Origin of the sequence: Aureimonas ureilytica DSM 18598 = NBRC 106430, from assembly GCF_000382705.1 — a bacterium.
GTDB classification, from domain to species: Bacteria; Pseudomonadota; Alphaproteobacteria; order Rhizobiales; family Rhizobiaceae; genus Aureimonas; species Aureimonas ureilytica.
Genome location: NZ_ARQE01000003.1, coordinates 469,483 through 486,715 on the forward strand (window position 1 = coordinate 469,483; position 17,233 = coordinate 486,715).

Sequence of the window (17,233 nt, forward strand, 5' to 3'; positions counted from 1 at the left end):
ACCTGCCGCGCATGTCCGCCTTCCCCTTTCTGCCTGCGGGCACACGGCCCAAGGGAGGGACCTGCCGCGCGGGGCCCGAAGGTCGAGCGCGAAGCGTTTCGGCGGCTACGGGGCGGGCTGCCCTTGCCCTCGAAAAGGGTCGGGCCGGGCGTTCTGCGAAGGCGTGAGACAGCCTGTGCCCTGGCCTCCTCACGTCGCCGGCTTCACCAATTTCGGCCCGGCCTTCGCGGCGAGCCGCGCCAGACCGTCCGCTTCCTCGTTGCCCGCGTCTCCGCCATGGCCCTTGACCCAGGTCCACGCGATGTCGCGATCGCCGACCAGCGCGTCGAGCTCGATCCAGAGATCGCGGTTGCGCACCTTGCGGCCGGCCGGGTTCTTCCAGCCGTGGGACTTCCAGGGCTTTGCCCATTCGGTGATGCCGCGCACGAGATACTGGCTGTCGCTGACGATCGTGACCGGCCCGTCGGGAACGGCTCTCAGGCCGGCGATGGCGGCCTGCATCTCCATGCGGTTGTTGGTGGTGCGGGGCTCGGTGCCGGTCAGGATCACCGGCTCGCCCTTGCTCCCGTCCTCCCCCGTCCGGCGGATCACGGCGGCCCAGCCGCCCCGGCCGAGCGCGCCCTCGCAGGAGCCGTCCGTGTGGATCACGGTGCGCCCCGGAGCGGCGGCGGAGGCGGGATCTGGCATGGGGTCATCCGGCATGGGAAAAGGGCGCGCCCTCCCCCATGCCATGGCCGGACGCATCCGGCCATGGTCGTTCTTCCCGATCAGAACGGGCTGTCGGGATAGTAGAAGGTCTTGGCGTTGTCGGGCGTCACCAGCGTCGAGCCGATCACGAACTTGCCGGAGACCGGCGCCTTGGACACGAGGCCGAGCGCCGTGACCTCGATCGCGGTGGCGATCATGGCCGGCGGATAGGTGACGTTGGCGGGGATCATCGCGTCGCCGTCCATCGTGCGCTTGATCATCTCCTTCATGCCCGCGCCGCCGAGCACGAACTTGACGTCCTTGCGGCCCGCCGCCTCGATCGCGGCGAGAACGCCGACGGCCATGTCGTCGTCCGACGCCCAGACCGCGTCGATCTGCGGGTATTTCGACAGGAAGTCCTGCATCACCGTGAAGGCGGTGTCGCGGTTCCAGTTGCCGTGCTCCATGCCGAGGATTTCGACATTCTTGCCCTCGACGGCCTTCTGGAAGCCCTCGACGCGCTCGTTGTCGATCGTGGTCGGAATACCGCGCAGGACGACGATCTTGCCGCCCTCGGGCAGTTTCGAGGCCATGAACTCGCCCGACACGCGGCCGAAGCCCGGATTGTCGCCGGCGACATAGAGATTCTCGATGCCGGGAACCGACAGGCCGCGATCCACCACCGTCACCCAGGCGCCGGAGGCCTTCACGTTCTGCACCGGGCCGGTCAGCGGCTCGGACTCGAAGGGCAGCACCACCAGCGCGTCGATCTTGCGGGTGGCCAGCATGTCCTCGATGTCGTTGACCTGCTTGGCCGGGTCGGAGGCGGTGGCCAGCACGAAATCGAGCTGGGGATAGGTCGCCTTCATCTGCTCGATCGAGCTTTGCGCGAAGTAGTTCATGCCGCCGGCCCAGCCATGGGTCGCGGCGGGAATGGACACGCCGACCACCTTCTTGGCCGCGTCCTGCGCCCAGGCGGGCACGGACAGGGCAAGGGTGAGCGCAAGCGCGGGCAGAAGATGTTTCATGGTGGTTCCTCCCGAGGATGCCGGCTTATCGGCCGGCTTTGCTTTCACGCTGCAGCACCACAGCGAGAACGATGATGGCCCCCTGAATCGCGCCGTTGAGATAGGGCGAGACGAAGTCCGTGAGATTGAGGAGATTGCCGATCAAGGACAGGATCAGGACGCCGATCACCGTGCCCCAGACCCGGCCGAAGCCGCCTTTCAGCACCGTGCCGCCGATGATCACGGCGGCGATCGCCTCCAGCTCCCAGAGAAGGCCGGTGGCCGACGAGGCCGAGCCGAGGCGCGGCACGTACATGATGGTGGCGACGCCGACGAGAAGGCCGAGCGCGGCATAGGTGGCGAGGCGCACGCGGGCGACGCGCACCGAGGCGTATCTGGCGACCTGGTCGTTGGAGCCGATCGCCGCGCAATGGCGGCCGAAGGCCGTGGAGCGCATGACGATCTCGCCGACGATCACCACGACCGCGAAAACGATGATCGGCCAGCTCACCCCGAAGACGCCGCCGTAATAGACCGGCTGGTAGAAGGAGCGCAGGCTGAAGTCGAGCGACAGCGTGCCGCCATTGGCGAGCCAGGTGACGAGGCTTCGATAGATGCCCATCGAGCCGAGCGTGACGATGAAGGCCTCGATGCCGAGCCGGGTGATGAGAAGCCCGTTCAGAAGCCCCGCCGCCAGACCCGCCAGAAGCGCCACGCCCATGCCGAGAAGCACGATGGGCACGCCCACGCCGAGTTCGGGCAGCGCCTTGTTCATGACGAGGATCATCAGCCCGGCGATGAAGGCCGCCATGGAGCCGACCGACAGGTCGAGCCCGCCGGCGGTGATGACGAAGGTCATGCCGACCGCGATGATGCCGATGAAGGCCGAGCGGGCGAGAACGTTGGTGACGTTGTCGAAGCTCAGGAAGTTCGGGTTGAGGAGCGCGCCCGCCACCACGAGGAGGACGAGGGCGAGGATCGGCCCGACGACGCTCATGGCGATGCGGCGCTGCGCCTTGGCGGGCTCGGTCATGCGGTGGTCTCTCCTCCCGTTGTCAGCGGCGCCACCCCCATGGCCAGCCGCACGATGCTGTCTTCGGTGGCGTCGGCCCCGAGTTCCCCGACGATCCGCCCGTGGCGCATCACGAGGACACGGTCGGCAAGGCCGATCACCTCCTGCATTTCCGACGAGATCACGACGATGGCCCGGCCTTCGGCCGCGAGGCGCCGGATGAACTCGTACATCTGCTGCTTGGTGCCGATGTCGATGCCGCGCGTCGGCTCGTCGATGACGAGAATGCGCGGGTCGGCGAGCAGCAGCTTGGCAAAGAGCAGCTTCTGCTGATTGCCGCCCGACAGATTGCCGACGAGCGCCCCGCGATGGCCGCGAATGTCGAAATCTGCGATGGCCTGCGTCAGCGCCCGCTCCTCGGCGCGGGTGTCGATGAGGCCCCGGCCGAACTTCTCCAGCGCCTGCAGCGTCAGGTTCTCGCGCATCCCCTTGGACAGGAGAAGGCCGCGCGTCTTGCGGTCCTCCGTCAGGTAGCAGAGGCCGAGCGCCTGCGCCTGCCAGGGATGCTCGATGCGCGCGGGTCTGTCGAAGACGCGCACCGTGCCGCTCGCGGGGCGAAGGCCGCACAGGCCCTCGAACGTCTCGGTGCGGCCCGAACCGATGAGGCCGGCGACGCCGAGAATCTCGCCCCGCCGCAGCGTGAAGCCGACATCATCAGAGAAGCCGGGCACGGAAAAGCCCGAGACCTCCAGCGCCAGATCGCCCGGCGTGCCGCGCTTGGGCGGAAAGAGGTCCGACATCTCGCGCCCGACCATGGCATTGGCCATGGCGTGCTGGTCGAGCTCGGCCGCCGGCCCGGTCCAGACCACGCGCCCGTCGCGCATGATGGTGAGGTCGTCGGCGATCTCCTCCACCTCGTCCAGCTTGTGGGAGGTGAAGAGCACGGCGGTTCCCGCCTCGCGCAGGGCGCGGACCTGCCGCAGGAGAACCGCCGTCTCGGCCCGCGTCAGCACCGCCGTCGGCTCGTCCATGACGAGGACGCGCGTGTCGCGCAGCAGGGCCTTGGCGATCTCCACCATCTGCTTGTCGGAATTGGAGAGCGTGGCGACGCGCCGCTCCGTGTCGGCGCGGCAGTCGAGCCGGTCGAGCAGTTCGCGGGCGCGCCGGCGCATGGCCGGCTTGTCGAGAAGCCAGCCGCGCTTCAGCTCGCGGCCGAGAAAGATGTTCTCCTCGACGCTCAGCTGTTCGGCGAGGTTGAACTCCTGGTGGATCATGGAGATGCCCTGCGCCTCCGCCTCGCCCATGGAAGCGAAGGCGACCGGCCGGCCGTCGAGACGCACCTCGCCCGACGAGGCGGACTGGTAGCCCGCCAGGATCTTCATCGTGGTGGACTTGCCGGCCCCGTTTTCGCCGATCAGCGCATGGACGCGGCCCGGCCGAAGCTGGATGTCCACCTTGTGCAGGACCTCGATCGGGCCGAAGCTGCGGCTGACCTGCCGCAGCTCCAGCACCGGAGCGGCTAGAGCGTCACCCATGCCGCGTCGCCTCCCGACGATCGCACGCAGGCGTCGATGAAGCGCATGCCCGCAAGCCCTTCCTCGAGGCCCGGCAACACGTCCAGCACCGGATCGCGCCCGCCCCCTTGCGCCGCGCGGATCGCCGCGGCAGCGCCCGCATAGAGATTGGCAAAGCCCTCGAGATAACCCTCCGGGTGGCCGCCCGGCGTGCGGCTGACCGCGTTGGCGGCCTCCGACGCGCCCGCGCCGCGCCGCGTCAGCAAGCGCTTGGGCTCGCCGAAGGGGGTGAACCAGAGATAGTTCGGGTCCTCCTGCGCCCATTCGAGGCCGCCCTTTTCCCCGAAGACGCGAAGCCGCAGCCCGTTCTCGCAGCCGGGCGCGACCTGGCTGCACCAGAGCATCCCGCGTGCCCCGCCCGCAAAGCGCAGCATGACATGGGCGTTGTCGTCCACCCGCCGGCCGGGCACGAAGCTTTGCAGGTCGGCCGAGAGCTTTTCCACCGTGAGGCCGGTGACGAAGCAGGCGAGATTGTGGGCATGCGTGCCGATATCGCCGATCGAGCCGCCCGCGCCGGAGCGCTCGGGGTCGGTGCGCCATTCGGCCTGCTTGTTGGTGCCGGTCTCTTCGCTCGCCTCGGTCAGCCAGTCCTGCGCATATTCCACCTGCACGACGCGGATCGTGCCAAGATCGCCGGCCGCCACCATCTCGCGCGCCTGCCGGATCATCGGATAGCCGGTGTAATTGTGCGTGAGGATGAAGAGGGCCTTGGAGGCGCGCACGGCGGCTTCGAGCTCGGCCGCCTGCGCCATGGTGGCCGTCAGCGGCTTGTCGCAGATCACATGGATGCCGCGCTTCAGGAAGGCCGCCGCCGCCGCGCCGTGGACATGGTTGGGCGTGACGATCGACACGGCCTCGATCCCGTCGGGGCGCGCGGCCTCGGCTTCCGCCATCGCCTCGAAACTCTCATAGGAACGCGCGGGGTCGAGCCCGAGCGCCTCGCCGCTTTCGCGCGCGCGTTCGGGGGTGGAGGACAAGGCGCCCGCCACCAGCTCGAACTCGCCGTCGATGCGCGCGGCGATGCGGTGCACCGCGCCGATAAAGGCGTCCTTGCCGCCGCCGACCATTCCCAGTCTGATGCGCGCCATCACGAGATCCCCAGCATGCGGCGGTTGGCGACGTCGTCCGTGCCGCCATCGGCGAAATCGTCGAAGGCGCGTTCGGTGACGCGGATGATGTGGTCACGGACGAAGGCGGCGCCTTCGCGCGCGCCGTCCTCGGGATGCTTCAGGCAGCATTCCCATTCCACCACGGCCCAGCCGTCGAAATCATTGGCCGCCATCTTGGAGAAGATCGCGCCGAAATCGACCTGCCCGTCGCCCAGGCTCCGGAAGCGTCCGGCCCGGTTCACCCAGGGCTGGAACCCGCCATAGACGCCCTTGCGCCCGGTCGGATTGAACTCGGCGTCCTTCACATGGAACATCCGAATCCGGTCCTTGTAGATGTCGATATGGTCGAGATAGTCGAGGCACTGGAGCACGTAGTGCGAGGGGTCGTAGAGCATGCAGGCCCGCGCGTGGCGGCCCGTCCGCTCCCAGAACATCTCGTAGCTGTCGCCGTCGTGCAGGTCCTCGCCCGGATGGATCTCGTAGCAGACGTCCACGCCGCACGCCTCGGCATGGTCGAGGATCGGCCGCCAGCGGCGCGCCAGTTCGTCGAAGGCGGTTTCCACGAGGCCGGCCGGGCGCTGCGGCCAGGGGTAGACGAAGGGCCAGGCGAGCGCGCCCGAGAAGGTCGCATGCGCGCCGATGCCCATGTTGCGCGAGGCGGTGAGCGCTTGTTTGACCTGATCCACGGCCCATTCCTGCCGGGCCTTCGGATTGCCGCGAACTTCCGGCGCCGCGAACCCGTCGAAGGCCTCGTCATAGGCCGGGTGAACGGCGACGAGCTGGCCCTGAAGATGGGTGGAGAGTTCCGTGACCTCGACGCCGTTGGCCTTGGCGACACCCTTGAACTCGTCGCAATAGTCGCGGCTTTCGGCGGCTTTCGCCAGATCGATCAGCCGCGCGTCCCAGCTCGGCACCTGAACGCCGGCATAGCCGCAATCGGCCGCCCATTTCGTGATCGCGTCCCAGGAGTTGAACGGAGCGGCGTCGCCCGCGAACTGCGCCAGAAACAGCGCCGGTCCCTTGATCGTCTTCAATGCGTCCTCCCCGCAAGATGGATGATGAGCGCGCGCCGGAGCGATCCGGCCGCGCGTGAGCCCTGCGCCGGGCGCGCCTTGCGGGCGCCGCTCACGAGGCCTTCTCCGCCGCCCGGCCGGCGCCGGGCAGGTTGTCCTTGAGATAGATGGTCGGCACGATCTCGGTCGCGGGCGGGGCCTGCCCGTCGGCGAGCGCGCGCATCGCGTCGAGCGCCCGGGCGATCTCCTCGGCCGGCTTCTGGTCGATCACGGCGTCGATCAGCCCCTTTTCCAGCGCCGCCCGGCTATAGGGCGTGAGTTCGTGCAGAATGGCGAAGGGGCGCGGCCCCGGCAGCGTGCCGACGAGATCGATCAGCGCGCGATTGCCGGCGCCGATCGAGTAAACGCCCGAAATCGCCCCGTCGCTTCGCAGCGCTTCGCCCAAGCGCTCGCGCATCGTGTCGGGCTGGTCCTGCACCTCGATCGGCGGAAGAAGGTCCAGCCCCGCTTCCGGCGCGCCCATGACCTCGCGCGCGCCTTCCAGCCGCTCGCGGTGATCGCGCACGCCCATCGTGCCGAGCACGAGGAGAACGCGGCCCGTGCGGCCGCGATGCGCCATGCGCATGAGCCGGCCGGCGGTGCGCCCGGCCACGCGGTTGTCGATCCCGACATAGAGGCTGCGCGCGTCGCTCGCCGTGTCGGACACGAGCGTCACCACCGGAATTCGAAGCGCGGCGAGCCGGGCGATGGCCGCCGTCAGCGCGGGCGAATCCGCGCCGACCACGGCCGCGCAGTCGCATTCGCCCGGCTCCAGCCGGTTCAACTCGGCCGCCAGCCGTTCGGCGTCGAAGGCCGGCACGTCGCGACAGGTGACGAGAAAGCGATCCGTCGCGCGCCCCGCCGCCTCGCCAAGGAGCGTTTCGCGCAGGACCGAAAAGAAGCCGTGCTCGCCGCGCGGCAGGAAGAAATGAAAGCGATAGCTCCGCCGCCGCGACAGGTTCGCGGCATGGATGTCCCGGATGTAGCCCAGTTCGTGAATGGCGTGCTGGACGCGCAGGACAGACTTCTCCGCTACGCCGCCACGCCCGTTCAGAACGCGATCGGCGGTCGAATAGCTGACACCAGCGGTCCGCGCCACGTCGTGCAACGTGGGGCTTCGCATGGATGATTTCCTCCCGGCGCCGACTATCGAAGGCAGACTGACAGACGTCAATCATGATCGCGGAGGAGGCCCGGTCCGCGCCCGTCCAAAATGAGGTGACGCGACCAGATTGCGCCGGCGTCTCACGCGGCTTTGATCGAAAGCGCGCTCCCGAAGGCCTCTTAGAGCCGAGGATAGAACCCTGCGGCGGAGAGCCGGCGAGGGATTTTCGTTCCCGGCAAGGCGCCGAGCGGAGGCGATGCAGCGCATCGGCGAGCATCGGCAACGATGATCGGGGACGGAAAGACCCGGCGGATCGACCCGAAGGGTTTTGTCCCCGGCTCTTAGCCGGCGTTCGGCAAGCGCAGCCCGTCCACGAACACGTCGATGAGGCGCATCGTGCCGGCTTCCCAGCCGGGCTGGCGGCCCATGAGGCAGAGGCCGATCAGCGTCTGGAGGAGATCGTCCGGCCCGATATCGGGGCGGATCGCGCCGCTCGCGACCGCGCGGCCCAGGAGAAGGTCGATCGCGGCGGTGAGATGGCGCAGCGAATAGGCCTGGAGGTCGGAGGCGCCGTCCATCGCGATCGCGAGCGCGCTCAACATGCCCCGCTTCGTCGCCACCATGCCGACCCCGGCGTGAAGCCATTGCCGCAGGGCCGCGACCGGCTCCTCGGCATCCGTGAGTTGCCGGGCGAGATCCGTCAGCTGGTCCACCTCGCGGCGATAGACCGCCTCGAACAGCGCCTCGCGCGTCGGAAAATGGCGATACAGCGTCCCGATGCCGACGCCCGCGCGCCGCGCCACCGCTTCCAGGCTCGCCCCCTCCCCGCCGGCGCGGAACACGTCCGCCGCCGCCACGAGAAGCCGCTCGCGGTTCTTCAGGGAATCGGCGCGTGGCTTGCGCGTTGCCTTGGTCGCCTCCGGTGCCATCTTCCTGTTTAGAACTCCTCGACACTTGTAAACGGAGGGGCCCTCCGTATATTTATATGCAAGGCTTGGGACCTGGTTCGTCCCGCCCGCGCAATGCTCGACGACTCCGCCGTTCGCCAGGGGGCGCGGCGCTCGCCATTCCATTCGACATATACTGAACGGGGGACCGCATGAACCCGACGATCCATCTGACGATCAACGGCGAAAGGCGGGCGATCGCGATCGACGATCCGCGCGTGACGCTGCTCGACCTCCTGCGCGAGCGCCTCGATCTCACCGGCACCAAGAAGGGCTGCGATCGAGGCCAATGCGGCGCCTGCACGGTGCTGGCGGACGGGCGGCGGATCAATTCCTGCCTGGCGCTGGCACTGAGCTTCGACGGCGCGGCGATCACCACGATCGAGGGACTGGCCGGCCCGGACGGCACGCTGCATCCCGTGCAGGCGGCCTTCATCGAGCATGACGGGTTCCAGTGCGGCTACTGCACGCCCGGCCAGATCATGAGCGCGGTCGGCCTCCTGTCCGAGGGGCAGGCGGGCGACGATCCGGAGCGGGTGCGCGAGGGCATGAGCGGCAATCTCTGCCGCTGCGCCGCCTATGCGGGGATCACACAGGCCGTTCTGGACGCGCAGGCGCGGATCGCCGGCACGAGCGCGGACACGCTTACGGAGACGGCGGCATGAACCGGTTCGAATACGTCAAGCCAGCGAGCGTCGCCGAGGCCGTGGCGGCCGCCGCCGAGCCGGGCGCGGCCTATCTCGCGGCCGGCACCAATCTTCTCGACCTGATGAAGGGCGGCGTGGCGCGGCCCGGGCGCCTCGTCGACATCACGCATCTGCCGGACCTGTCCCGCATCGAGACGCTGCCGGACGGCGCGACGCGCATCGGCGCGCTCGTGCGCAATGCCGATCTCGCCCATGACACCAGCTTTGCCGCGCGCTATCCGGCCGTCGCGGAAGCGCTTCTGTCGGGCGCCTCGGCGCAGCTGCGCAATGCGGCGACCACCGGGGGCAATCTCCTCCAGCGCACGCGCTGCCGCTACTTCTACGACACGGCCAGCGCCTGCAACAAGCGCGAGCCCGGCACGGGCTGCGACGCGATCGAGGGCGAGAACCGCGCCCATGCCGTGCTCGGCTGGAGCGAGCGCTGCATCGCGACGCACCCGTCCGACTTCTGCGTGCCGCTCGCGGCCCTCGGGGCCCTCGTCGAGATCGAGGGCCCGGCCGGGCGGCGCACCGTGCCCTTCACCGCGTTCCATCTCCTGCCCGGCGACACGCCGGAGCGCGAAACCGCTCTCGCGCCGGCTGAGATGATTCTGGCCGTGATCCTTCCGGCCGGGGCCGAGCGCTTCGCCGCACACTCGCGCTATCTCAAAGTTCGCGAGCGCACGTCCTATGCCTTTGCCCTGGTCTCGGCCGCGGCGATGCTGGAGATGGATGGCGGCGTGATCCGCGCCGGCCGCCTCGCGCTCGGCGGCGTCGCGCTGAAACCCTGGCGGGCCGAGGCGGCGGAAGCGTTGCTCGCCGGCGAGGCGCCGGGGCGCGAGCTTTTCGCGCGCGTCGCGCAAGCCGCGCTCGGCGAGGCGCGGCCCTCCGGCGACAACGCCCACAAGATCGAGCTGGCGCGGCGCATCGTCATCCGCGCGCTTCTGATGGCCGCGCAGGGCACGCCGGAGCGCCTGCCCGCGCTTCCCGCCTCGCCCTTCGCCCCTCTCCCCGCAGGTGTCCTCCATGTCTGAGATCGGTATGTCTGAGATCGGTTTGAGCGAGAACGGCCGGCGCGCCCGACACGGCTCCAATATCGGCCAGCCGCTGACCCGGCGGGACGGCGTCCTGAAGGTGACGGGCGCGGCGACCTATGCCGCCGACAACCACCCGGACGGGATGCTCTATGCGGTGGTCGCGACGGCCACCATCGCGCGCGGGCGCGTCGTCTCGCTGAACGAGGCCGCCGCGCGCGCCCATCCGGGCGTCGTGGAGGTGATGACGGCCGCCAACCGCCCGGCGCTCGCCAGCGACCCGGACGAGAAGTCCAACCCCTTCATGTTCCGGCTCGATCTCCTGCAGAACGACCGCGTGCGCTATCCGACCCAGCCCATCGCCGTGGTGATTGCGCAGACGCTGGAAGCGGCGAGCGAAGGCGCGATGCTGCTGGAGCCCCGCTACGAGGCCGAGCCGGCCCGCACCGGGCTCGACGGGGCGGAGGTCTTCACGCCCCCTTCGGTCGGCGTCGGCAACCCGGCCTTTGCCGAAACCGGCGACGTGGAAGCGGGCTTTGCCGAGGCCGATCATCGGATCGAGGCGACCTACGAGACGCCGGCGCAATATCACAACGCCATGGAGCCCCACAGCGTCGTCGCCAGCTGGGACGGCGACCAGCTGTCTCTGGACATGCCGAGCCAGGGTCTCGCCATCGCGCAAGGGCGGCTCGCCGGCCTGTTCGGGATCGCGCCCGAGAAGATCCATATCCGCAGCCCGTTTCTCGGCGGCGGCTTCGGCTCCAAGGGCGTTCCCGCCGGGCCGCAGGTCCTCGGCATTCTCGCGGCCAGGATGACCGGCCGCCCGGTGAAGCTCGTCCTGCGCCGCGAGCAGATGTTCGGGCCGGTCGGCCACCGCGCGCCGACCCGCCAGCGCATCCGCATCGGCGTGTCCGGCGACGGCGCGCTGCGCTCGATCGAGAACCACACGCGCACGACCTCCAGCACGTTCGACGACTTCTTCGAGCCCGCCGCCGACGTCGCGCACACGCTCTATGCCGCGCCTTCGATCCGCACGAGCTACGAGGCGGTGCGGCTCGACACGGGCACGCCGCTCTTCATGCGGGCGCCCGGCGAGGCCACCGGCTCGATCGCCCTGGAAAGCGCCATCGACGAGGCCGCCGAGGCGGCGGGGCTCGACCCGCTCGCCTTCCGCCTCCGGAACTATGCCGAGGTCGAGCCGATCTCGGGCAAGCCGTTCTCCTCCAAGGCCCTGCGCGAATGCTACCGGCAGGGGGCGGAGCGCTTCGGCTGGTCGCGCCGGCCGCTGGCGCCGCGCGCCATGCGCGACGAACAGGGGCTGCTCGTCGGCTGGGGCATGGGCACGGCGACCTTCCCGGCGCTGATGTTCCAGGCCAAGGCGCGCGCCACGATCCGGCGCGACGGCACCGGGCTGATCGAGACCGGCGCGCACGACATGGGCCAGGGCGCCTGGACGGCGCTCGCCCAGATCGGCGCGGACGCGATCGGTCTGAGCATGGACGAGGTGGAGTTCCGCGCCGGCACGTCGGACCTGCCGGACGCCGGCATCGCCGGCGGTTCGGGCCACACGGCGACCGCCGGCATGGCGCTGCATCAGGCGGGTGTCGCCGTGATCGCCAAGCTCGGCGAACTCGCCGCGCGGGACGAGCGCTCGCCCCTGTTCGGCGCGGGCAATGTCGGCTTCATCGCGCAGGGCGGGCAGCTCGTGCGGCGCGACGACGCCTCGCGCACCGAGAGCTTCACGGCGATCCTGGAGCGGGCGGGGCTCGACAAGATCGAGGCCGAGGGCCAGGCGTCGGCCGACGGCGCGGCACAGGAGGCCTATGCCATGCACGCGCATGGCGCGGTCTTCGCCGAGGTGAAGGTCGATCCCGAACTCGGCCAGATCCGCGCGACGCGCCTCGTCGGCGCCTTCGCGGCGGGCCGGGTCATCAACCCCAAGCTCGTGCAGAGCCAGCTTTTCGGCGGCATGATCTGGGGCGTGTCCTTCGCCCTGCACGAGCACGCGGTGGTCGATCGCCGCTCGGGCCGGGTGATGAATGCCGACCTTGCCGAATATGCGATCCCCGTGAACGCCGACGTGCCCTCGCTGGAGACGATCCTCGTGCATGAGGACGACCCGCATGTGAACGCGCTCGGCATCAAGGGCGTCGGCGAGATCGGCATCACCGGCACGGGCGGCGCGGTCGCCAACGCAGTCTGGCACGCCACGGGCCGCCGCATCCGCCGCTTCCCGATCACGCTCGCGGACCTTCTTTGAGACGAGCCCCCTCGCCGGCGAGAAGGCCGGCGGGGGGATTTTCCACGCCGGGAAGGCGCCGAGTTCCTGCCGGACCAAGGCGGGCGCTCGGCATCGGCGAGACACCGAGACACCGAGACACCGAGTTCCGGCCAGTCGACCCCACCGTCCTGTCGAGCGATAGCGGCGCCGCCCATCGCCGCCCATGGCTGCCTTGCGCGGATGTGCGCCCCTGCGGCACAAAGCTCCCGTTTCGTTTTTTCAGGAGCGATCGCCGCCATGTCCCCCTCCCCCGACGCGCTCCTGCGCTTTGCCGAGGCGCTTTGCGATCTCGCCCGGCCGATCGCGCTCCGGCATTTCCGCACCGCGCTCGACATCGTCACCAAGGCGGACGAGAGCCCGGTGACGGTGGCCGACCGCGCGATCGAGGCGGCGCTGCGGGCCGAGATCGAGGCGCGCTTTCCCGAGCATGGCGTGTTCGGCGAGGAGATGGGCATGAAGCCCGGCAGCGGCACGACCTGGGTGATCGACCCGATCGACGGCACCAAGAGCTTCGTCACCGGCCTGCCGCTCTTCGGCACGCTGATCGCCCTGTGCGAGGACGACCGGCCGGTTCTCGGCGCGATCGACATGCCGGCGCTCGGTGAGCGCTGGACGGGCGGGCCGTCGGGCGCGACGTTCAACGGCGCGCCGGCTCGCGCGAGCCGCTGCGAGAGGCTCGGCGAAGCGGGCTTCTTCACGACATCGCCCGAAGCCTTCCGGGGCGCGGACGAGGCGATCTTGCGCCGCTTCACGGAGCGAACCGCGATCCGCCGCTATGGCGGCGACTGCTACATCTATGGCCTTCTGGCGTCCGGCCATTGCGATCTCGTCGTCGAATGCGGCCTCCAGCCCTACGACTTCGCCGCGATCGTTCCCGTGATCGAGGCGGCGGGCGGCATCGTCACCGACTGGGCGGGCGAGGCGCTGACGCTGCGCTCCGAGGGCCGCGTCCTCGCCGCCGCGACGCGGGCGCTCCATGCCGAGGCGCTGGCTCTGATCGCCGGCTGACCCGCCCGCGCGGGCGGGCCGGACGGCGGTTCAGCGATCAGCCGAGATCGGTCACGCTCCCTTGCGGGCGGGTAAACCATTCCGCGCCCGTCTCGGTGACGACGACATGATCCTCCAGCCGGATGCCGAAACGGCCCGGCAGGACGATCATCGGCTCCACCGAGAAGCACATGCCGGGCTCCAGCGCGCGCGCATTGCCGCGCACGATATAGGGCTGTTCGTGGATTTCGAGGCCGAGCCCGTGGCCGGCGCGGTGCGGCAGGCCTGGCAGGCGGTAATCCGGCCCGAGCCCGTGGCGCGCGAGAACGGCTCGCGCCGCCTCGTCCAGCGCGGCAGAGGGCGCGCCCGGCCGCGCGGCGGCGAAGACGGCGTCCTGCGCTTCGCGCTCGATCGCCCAGATGCGCGCGATCTCGGCCTCCGGCGCCTCCAGCGAGTAGGTGCGGGTGAGGTCGGAATGATAGCCGTCGAGGCGGCAGCCCGTGTCCACGAGGATCAGGTCGCCCGCTTCCAGCACCTGATCGCCGTCCGCGCCATGCGGCAGGGCCGTCGCCGCGCCGAAGGAGACGATGGCGAAGGTCGAGCCCCCATCCGCGCCGAGCCGGCGATGCTCGGCATCGATCAGCGCGACGATCTCGGAAGCGCGCACGCCGGGGCGCATCGCGGCCTGGGCCGTGGCCTGCACCTGCCGCGTCAGACCCATCGCATGGCGGATCAGCGCGATCTCGGCGGGCGACTTGCGGATGCGCTGCGCCGACACGAGCGGCCCGCCGTCGCAAAGGCGCACTAGGCCGAGAAGGGTCGCCAGACGGTGATAGACGAAGAGCGGCAGCTGCTCGTCGAGCGCGAGGGTGCCCAGTCCGAGAAGGCTTGCGACCAGCGCCGCCGGGTCCTCGTCCTCCTGCCACGCGGCGCATTCGCCGGGCAGGTGCGGCAGGGTCTCGAAGCGCGAGACTTCGAAGCCGGGCACGATGTAGACGAGCCGGTCGCGCGTCACGAGCGCGCCGCACAGCCGCTCGCTCGCATGCCAGACGAAGCCGGTGAAATAGCGAAGGCTCTCGGTCGAGCCGAGGAGAAGCCCGGCGACGCCCGCCGCGTCCATCGCCGCGCGCAGGCGCTCCAATCGCTCCCGGCGCTCGGCCTCGCTGATCCGGGGAACGGGATGGGGCCAGGAAGCGGAAGAGGTCATGAGAAACGTCCGATGATCGGGGCGGCGCACGCGGCGCTTTCCGCCTGTCTAGACCATTTCCCGCGAAAGCCGAGTCGGCTTTTGCCTGTGGAGCCGTGAGAAGACCTTCGGGCAGGGGATGGCCGAGCGATTTCGGCCGGGCCCGATACGCGGGACGGGATCGGCGTGAGATTGACGGGGCCGGGCCTTCGGGATGGGCCGAACTTCGACCAGCCGAACGCGCGGCGTTTTACCTGCGGTCCTCGACCGAGGCGACGAAGGCCGAACGTCGATGCGCCCGGCGGGCGAACCCCATCGAAGCCCCCCGAAGGCGAACGACCTGCCGGCGACGGAAGCGCCCCCCACCGCGCGGTGCGGACAAGCACAAGCCTCGGCGGCGACGGTTTCAGGCGATCCCGTTCGTCTCCCCGCCCTCCGCCTCGCCCCCCTCCGCCGCTCCGTCCTGTTTCCGCCATGATCGAAGCGGATCGGGATCACGAGCCGCTCGCGTTTTCGTGATAGAGTGACTCAACCAACGAGTCCGGTCCGCGCGTCCTGTCCGTCGCGTTCAACCCAGCGAGTTCTCATGCGTGCGTCGCTTCGCCTGTCCGCCCTGCCCCTCGCCTTTCTGGCTTCAGTGCTCGTCGCGCCGGGTCTGGCGCAGGCGCATATCCTGCAAGGCGCGGCCGGGGGGTTCGGCAGTGGTTTCGAGCATCCGCTGAGTGGCGCGGACCATTTTCTCGCCATGTTCGCGGTCGGCCTTTGGGGCGCGCAGATGGGCGGGCGCTCGGTCTGGACGCTGCCCGTCACCTTCCCGCTCATCATGGTGCTCGGCGGCGTGCTCGGCATTTCCGGCTTTCTTCTGCCGGGCATCGAGATCGGCATTGCCCTGTCGCTGGTCGGCCTCGGGCTCGCCGTCGCCTGTGCCTGGAAGCCGCCCGAATGGGCCGCGCTCGCGCTGATCTCCGTCTTCGCGATCTGCCATGGCTATGCCCATGGCGCGGAATTGCCGAGCGCGGCCGATCCGGCCGATTACGCGATCGGCTTCGTGCTGGCGACCGGCCTCATCCATCTTCTCGGCATCGGTGTCGGCCTCGCGCTGCACCGCCCCTTCCATGGCCGGATCGCCCGTGCGCTGGGGTTCCTCATCACGCTCGGCGGCGGCTATTTCCTTGCATCCGCCTGAGCGCGCCCTTCGCTGGGCCGGCCCTTCGCTTCTCGCCCTCGGGGCGGCGGGCGCAGCGCTTCTCCTTCTCGAAAACCGGGACGGCGGCGAAATCCTGACGCGATGGGCGCTGGTCGGGCCGCTCGGCTTCGAGCGGCTTCTGCCGCTCGCCGGCCTCGGCCTCGCGCTGTCGTTTCTGGCCCGCCCGAGCTTTCTCGTCTCGCTCGCCCTGTTTGCCGCCGGGGCGCTTGCGGGCTGGGAGGGGCAGGCCGTGTTTCTCGCGCTGATGGCGCCCGTGCCCCATGCCGCCGAACACCTCTTCCTGACCGGGCCGATCGCGGCGGTCGGCGCGGGCCTCCTCCTGCTCCTGCCGCGCCGCCTGGGCGCCGCAGTCGCGCCCGGCTTCTCCGCGCTCGCCGGCTTTCTTCATATGGTCGCAATGCGCCTCACCGACCCGACGCTGCACGATCCGCGCGTCGCGCCGATCGGCTTTTGCGCCGCCCTCTGGGCGCTTCTGGCCGTGTCGCTGACCGCTCGCGCCTTCCACCCGCGCTGGCTGCAGATCGGCTCGCGTATCATCGGAAGCTGGCTTCTGGCGATCGGCCTGCTTTATGGCGCGGCCTCGATCGCGCCGCGCCGCGTGCTCCCGGTCGCGCCGCCCACGCCCCCACCCATCGCCGCGCCGCCCGGGCCGAACCCTCTCGCCGGGCCGGCGGCGGACGAATTGTTTCCCCGCGCGCCCGCCCGCGCCATGCCCTTCGGGGAGGGCGCTTCGCCATGAGCCGCGCCTTGCCGCTCCGCCTTGCGCTCGTCGCCGCGCTGTCGCTCGCGGCCCTGCCCGCGCGCGCGCATCCCGACATCACGATGGAATGCCATCTCCTGTTCAATTTCGAGAACGGGATCATCACGGGTCTCGGCGAAAGCTGGACCTTCGACGAAACGTTCAGCGCGCAGCTTCTGGCCGATTACGACGCGGACGGCGACGGGGCCTTCAGCGAGAGCGAAAGCGGGGCGATCCGCGACGAGACCTTCGCGCGGCTGGCCGCGATCCACTATTTCACCTTCCTGAGCCTCGACGCGCAGCCTCTGGATGTTCCCGAGCCCTTCGGCTTCAGGGCGGCAGCGGACGGCGGGCGCGTCACCTTTTCCTTCGGCCTGCGCCTCGCGCAGCCCGTCGCGCCGCAGACGGCGCGGCTCGGCGTCGAGATCAAGGACCCGGACTACGCGGTCGGCGCGCGCTTCGGGGCGGGACAGGCGATCTATCTCCACGGCGATCCGCCCGCGACCTGTCGCGGCACGATCACCTCGAAACCCTCGGAAGCCTATTTCGACGGGTTGGTGATCCCGCAAGAGGCGAGCGTCACCTGTTCATGAAACGTGTCGCAAGGCTCCATTAGCCGG

General features: G+C 70.0%; 16 protein-coding genes. 7 read left to right on the top strand and 9 right to left on the bottom strand.

What is annotated here, in order from left to right; all coding sequences use genetic code 11:
* Positions 1-189: 189 nt before the first annotated feature.
* The 8 genes from B146_RS0109380 to B146_RS0109415 all read right to left on the bottom strand — a co-directional run bounded on the left by B146_RS0109380 (position 190) and on the right by B146_RS0109415 (position 8,475).
* On the bottom strand, positions 190-687 hold the full coding sequence (locus B146_RS0109380) for a ribonuclease H family protein (RefSeq protein WP_019996179.1): 498 nt from the start codon (positions 685-687) through the stop codon (positions 190-192).
* A gap of 80 nt (positions 688-767) precedes the next feature.
* Positions 768-1,715, bottom strand: a complete 948-nt coding sequence (locus tag B146_RS0109385) for an ABC transporter substrate-binding protein (RefSeq protein ID WP_019996180.1) — start codon at positions 1,713-1,715, stop codon at positions 768-770.
* 25 nt (positions 1,716-1,740) lie between these two features.
* A complete protein-coding gene (locus B146_RS0109390; protein WP_019996181.1) occupies positions 1,741-2,727 on the bottom strand; it encodes an ABC transporter permease in 987 nt (328 codons plus the stop codon).
* Entirely contained in the window at positions 2,724-4,241 is a 1,518-nt protein-coding gene (locus B146_RS0109395; protein ID WP_040408371.1) for a sugar ABC transporter ATP-binding protein, read from the bottom strand. The genes B146_RS0109390 and B146_RS0109395 overlap by 4 nt, the downstream gene beginning before the upstream one ends.
* Positions 4,226-5,368, bottom strand: a complete 1,143-nt coding sequence (locus tag B146_RS0109400) for a Gfo/Idh/MocA family protein (RefSeq protein ID WP_019996183.1) — start codon at positions 5,366-5,368, stop codon at positions 4,226-4,228. The genes B146_RS0109395 and B146_RS0109400 overlap by 16 nt, the downstream gene beginning before the upstream one ends.
* The gene (locus B146_RS0109405; RefSeq protein ID WP_019996184.1) at positions 5,368-6,423 is read right to left on the bottom strand and encodes a sugar phosphate isomerase/epimerase family protein; all 1,056 of its coding nucleotides are present in this window, start codon (positions 6,421-6,423) and stop codon (positions 5,368-5,370) included. The genes B146_RS0109400 and B146_RS0109405 overlap by 1 nt, the downstream gene beginning before the upstream one ends.
* Positions 6,424-6,514: 91 nt before the next feature.
* On the bottom strand, positions 6,515-7,564 hold the full coding sequence (locus tag B146_RS0109410; protein WP_026358481.1) for a LacI family DNA-binding transcriptional regulator: 1,050 nt from the start codon (positions 7,562-7,564) through the stop codon (positions 6,515-6,517).
* 323 nt (positions 7,565-7,887) lie between these two features.
* The gene (locus tag B146_RS0109415) at positions 7,888-8,475 is read right to left on the bottom strand and encodes a TetR/AcrR family transcriptional regulator (protein WP_019996186.1); all 588 of its coding nucleotides are present in this window, start codon (positions 8,473-8,475) and stop codon (positions 7,888-7,890) included.
* Between the two features lie 170 nt (positions 8,476-8,645).
* Between B146_RS0109415 and B146_RS0109420 the strand changes: the two genes are divergently transcribed.
* From B146_RS0109420 to B146_RS0109435, 4 genes are all read left to right on the top strand, one after another.
* Positions 8,646-9,158, top strand: coding sequence for a (2Fe-2S)-binding protein (locus tag B146_RS0109420; protein ID WP_019996187.1), 513 nt, complete (start codon positions 8,646-8,648; stop codon positions 9,156-9,158).
* Positions 9,155-10,213: an FAD binding domain-containing protein gene (locus tag B146_RS0109425; protein ID WP_019996188.1), complete on the top strand. Its 1,059-nt coding sequence runs from the start codon at positions 9,155-9,157 to the stop codon at positions 10,211-10,213. Before B146_RS0109420 ends, B146_RS0109425 begins: the two co-directional genes overlap by 4 nt.
* Positions 10,214-10,220: 7 nt before the next feature.
* Positions 10,221-12,473 carry a xanthine dehydrogenase family protein molybdopterin-binding subunit gene (locus B146_RS0109430; RefSeq protein WP_019996189.1) on the top strand — a complete coding sequence of 751 codons (2,253 nt, stop codon included), beginning with the start codon at positions 10,221-10,223 and terminating at the stop codon, positions 12,471-12,473.
* A gap of 258 nt (positions 12,474-12,731) precedes the next feature.
* Positions 12,732-13,502, top strand: coding sequence for an inositol monophosphatase family protein (locus B146_RS0109435; RefSeq protein ID WP_019996190.1), 771 nt, complete (start codon positions 12,732-12,734; stop codon positions 13,500-13,502).
* Positions 13,503-13,539: 37 nt separating this feature from the next.
* Here B146_RS0109435 and B146_RS0109440 read toward each other — a convergent pair whose 3' ends face one another.
* Entirely contained in the window at positions 13,540-14,688 is a 1,149-nt protein-coding gene (locus tag B146_RS0109440) for a M24 family metallopeptidase (RefSeq protein WP_026358482.1), read from the bottom strand.
* A 565-nt stretch (positions 14,689-15,253) separates the two neighbouring features.
* Between B146_RS0109440 and B146_RS0109445 the strand changes: the two genes are divergently transcribed.
* From B146_RS0109445 to B146_RS29360, 3 genes are read left to right on the top strand one after another with little or no spacing between them, the layout of a single operon-like run.
* Complete coding sequence (locus B146_RS0109445) at positions 15,254-15,853, top strand: HupE/UreJ family protein (RefSeq protein WP_019996192.1); 600 nt, start codon at positions 15,254-15,256, stop codon at positions 15,851-15,853.
* On the top strand, positions 15,840-16,613 hold the full coding sequence (locus tag B146_RS29355; protein ID WP_019996193.1) for a hypothetical protein: 774 nt from the start codon (positions 15,840-15,842) through the stop codon (positions 16,611-16,613). Before B146_RS0109445 ends, B146_RS29355 begins: the two co-directional genes overlap by 14 nt.
* Positions 16,610-17,206 carry a DUF1007 family protein gene (locus B146_RS29360; RefSeq protein ID WP_019996194.1) on the top strand — a complete coding sequence of 199 codons (597 nt, stop codon included), beginning with the start codon at positions 16,610-16,612 and terminating at the stop codon, positions 17,204-17,206. The genes B146_RS29355 and B146_RS29360 overlap by 4 nt, the downstream gene beginning before the upstream one ends.
* Positions 17,207-17,233: the final 27 nt, after the last annotated feature.

What these genes read in the sequence shown, in the direction of transcription:
- B146_RS0109445 (WP_019996192.1), top strand. Translation starts at nt 15,254, where the DNA reads ATGCGTGCGTCGCTTCGCCTGTCCGCCCTGCCCCTCGCCTTTCTGGCT.
- B146_RS0109395 (WP_040408371.1), bottom strand. Translation starts at nt 4,241, where the DNA reads ATGGGTGACGCTCTAGCCGCTCCGGTGCTGGAGCTGCGGCAGGTCAGC.
- B146_RS0109390 (WP_019996181.1), bottom strand. Translation starts at nt 2,727, where the DNA reads ATGACCGAGCCCGCCAAGGCGCAGCGCCGCATCGCCATGAGCGTCGTC.
- B146_RS0109440 (WP_026358482.1), bottom strand. Translation starts at nt 14,688, where the DNA reads ATGACCTCTTCCGCTTCCTGGCCCCATCCCGTTCCCCGGATCAGCGAG.
- B146_RS0109435 (WP_019996190.1), top strand. Translation starts at nt 12,732, where the DNA reads ATGTCCCCCTCCCCCGACGCGCTCCTGCGCTTTGCCGAGGCGCTTTGC.
- B146_RS0109385 (WP_019996180.1), bottom strand. Translation starts at nt 1,715, where the DNA reads ATGAAACATCTTCTGCCCGCGCTTGCGCTCACCCTTGCCCTGTCCGTG.
- B146_RS0109415 (WP_019996186.1), bottom strand. Translation starts at nt 8,475, where the DNA reads ATGGCACCGGAGGCGACCAAGGCAACGCGCAAGCCACGCGCCGATTCC.
- B146_RS0109400 (WP_019996183.1), bottom strand. Translation starts at nt 5,368, where the DNA reads ATGGCGCGCATCAGACTGGGAATGGTCGGCGGCGGCAAGGACGCCTTT.
- B146_RS0109430 (WP_019996189.1), top strand. Translation starts at nt 10,221, where the DNA reads ATGTCTGAGATCGGTTTGAGCGAGAACGGCCGGCGCGCCCGACACGGC.
- B146_RS0109380 (WP_019996179.1), bottom strand. Translation starts at nt 687, where the DNA reads ATGCCAGATCCCGCCTCCGCCGCCGCTCCGGGGCGCACCGTGATCCAC.
- B146_RS29360 (WP_019996194.1), top strand. Translation starts at nt 16,610, where the DNA reads ATGAGCCGCGCCTTGCCGCTCCGCCTTGCGCTCGTCGCCGCGCTGTCG.
- B146_RS0109425 (WP_019996188.1), top strand. Translation starts at nt 9,155, where the DNA reads ATGAACCGGTTCGAATACGTCAAGCCAGCGAGCGTCGCCGAGGCCGTG.
- B146_RS0109420 (WP_019996187.1), top strand. Translation starts at nt 8,646, where the DNA reads ATGAACCCGACGATCCATCTGACGATCAACGGCGAAAGGCGGGCGATC.
- B146_RS0109410 (WP_026358481.1), bottom strand. Translation starts at nt 7,564, where the DNA reads ATGCGAAGCCCCACGTTGCACGACGTGGCGCGGACCGCTGGTGTCAGC.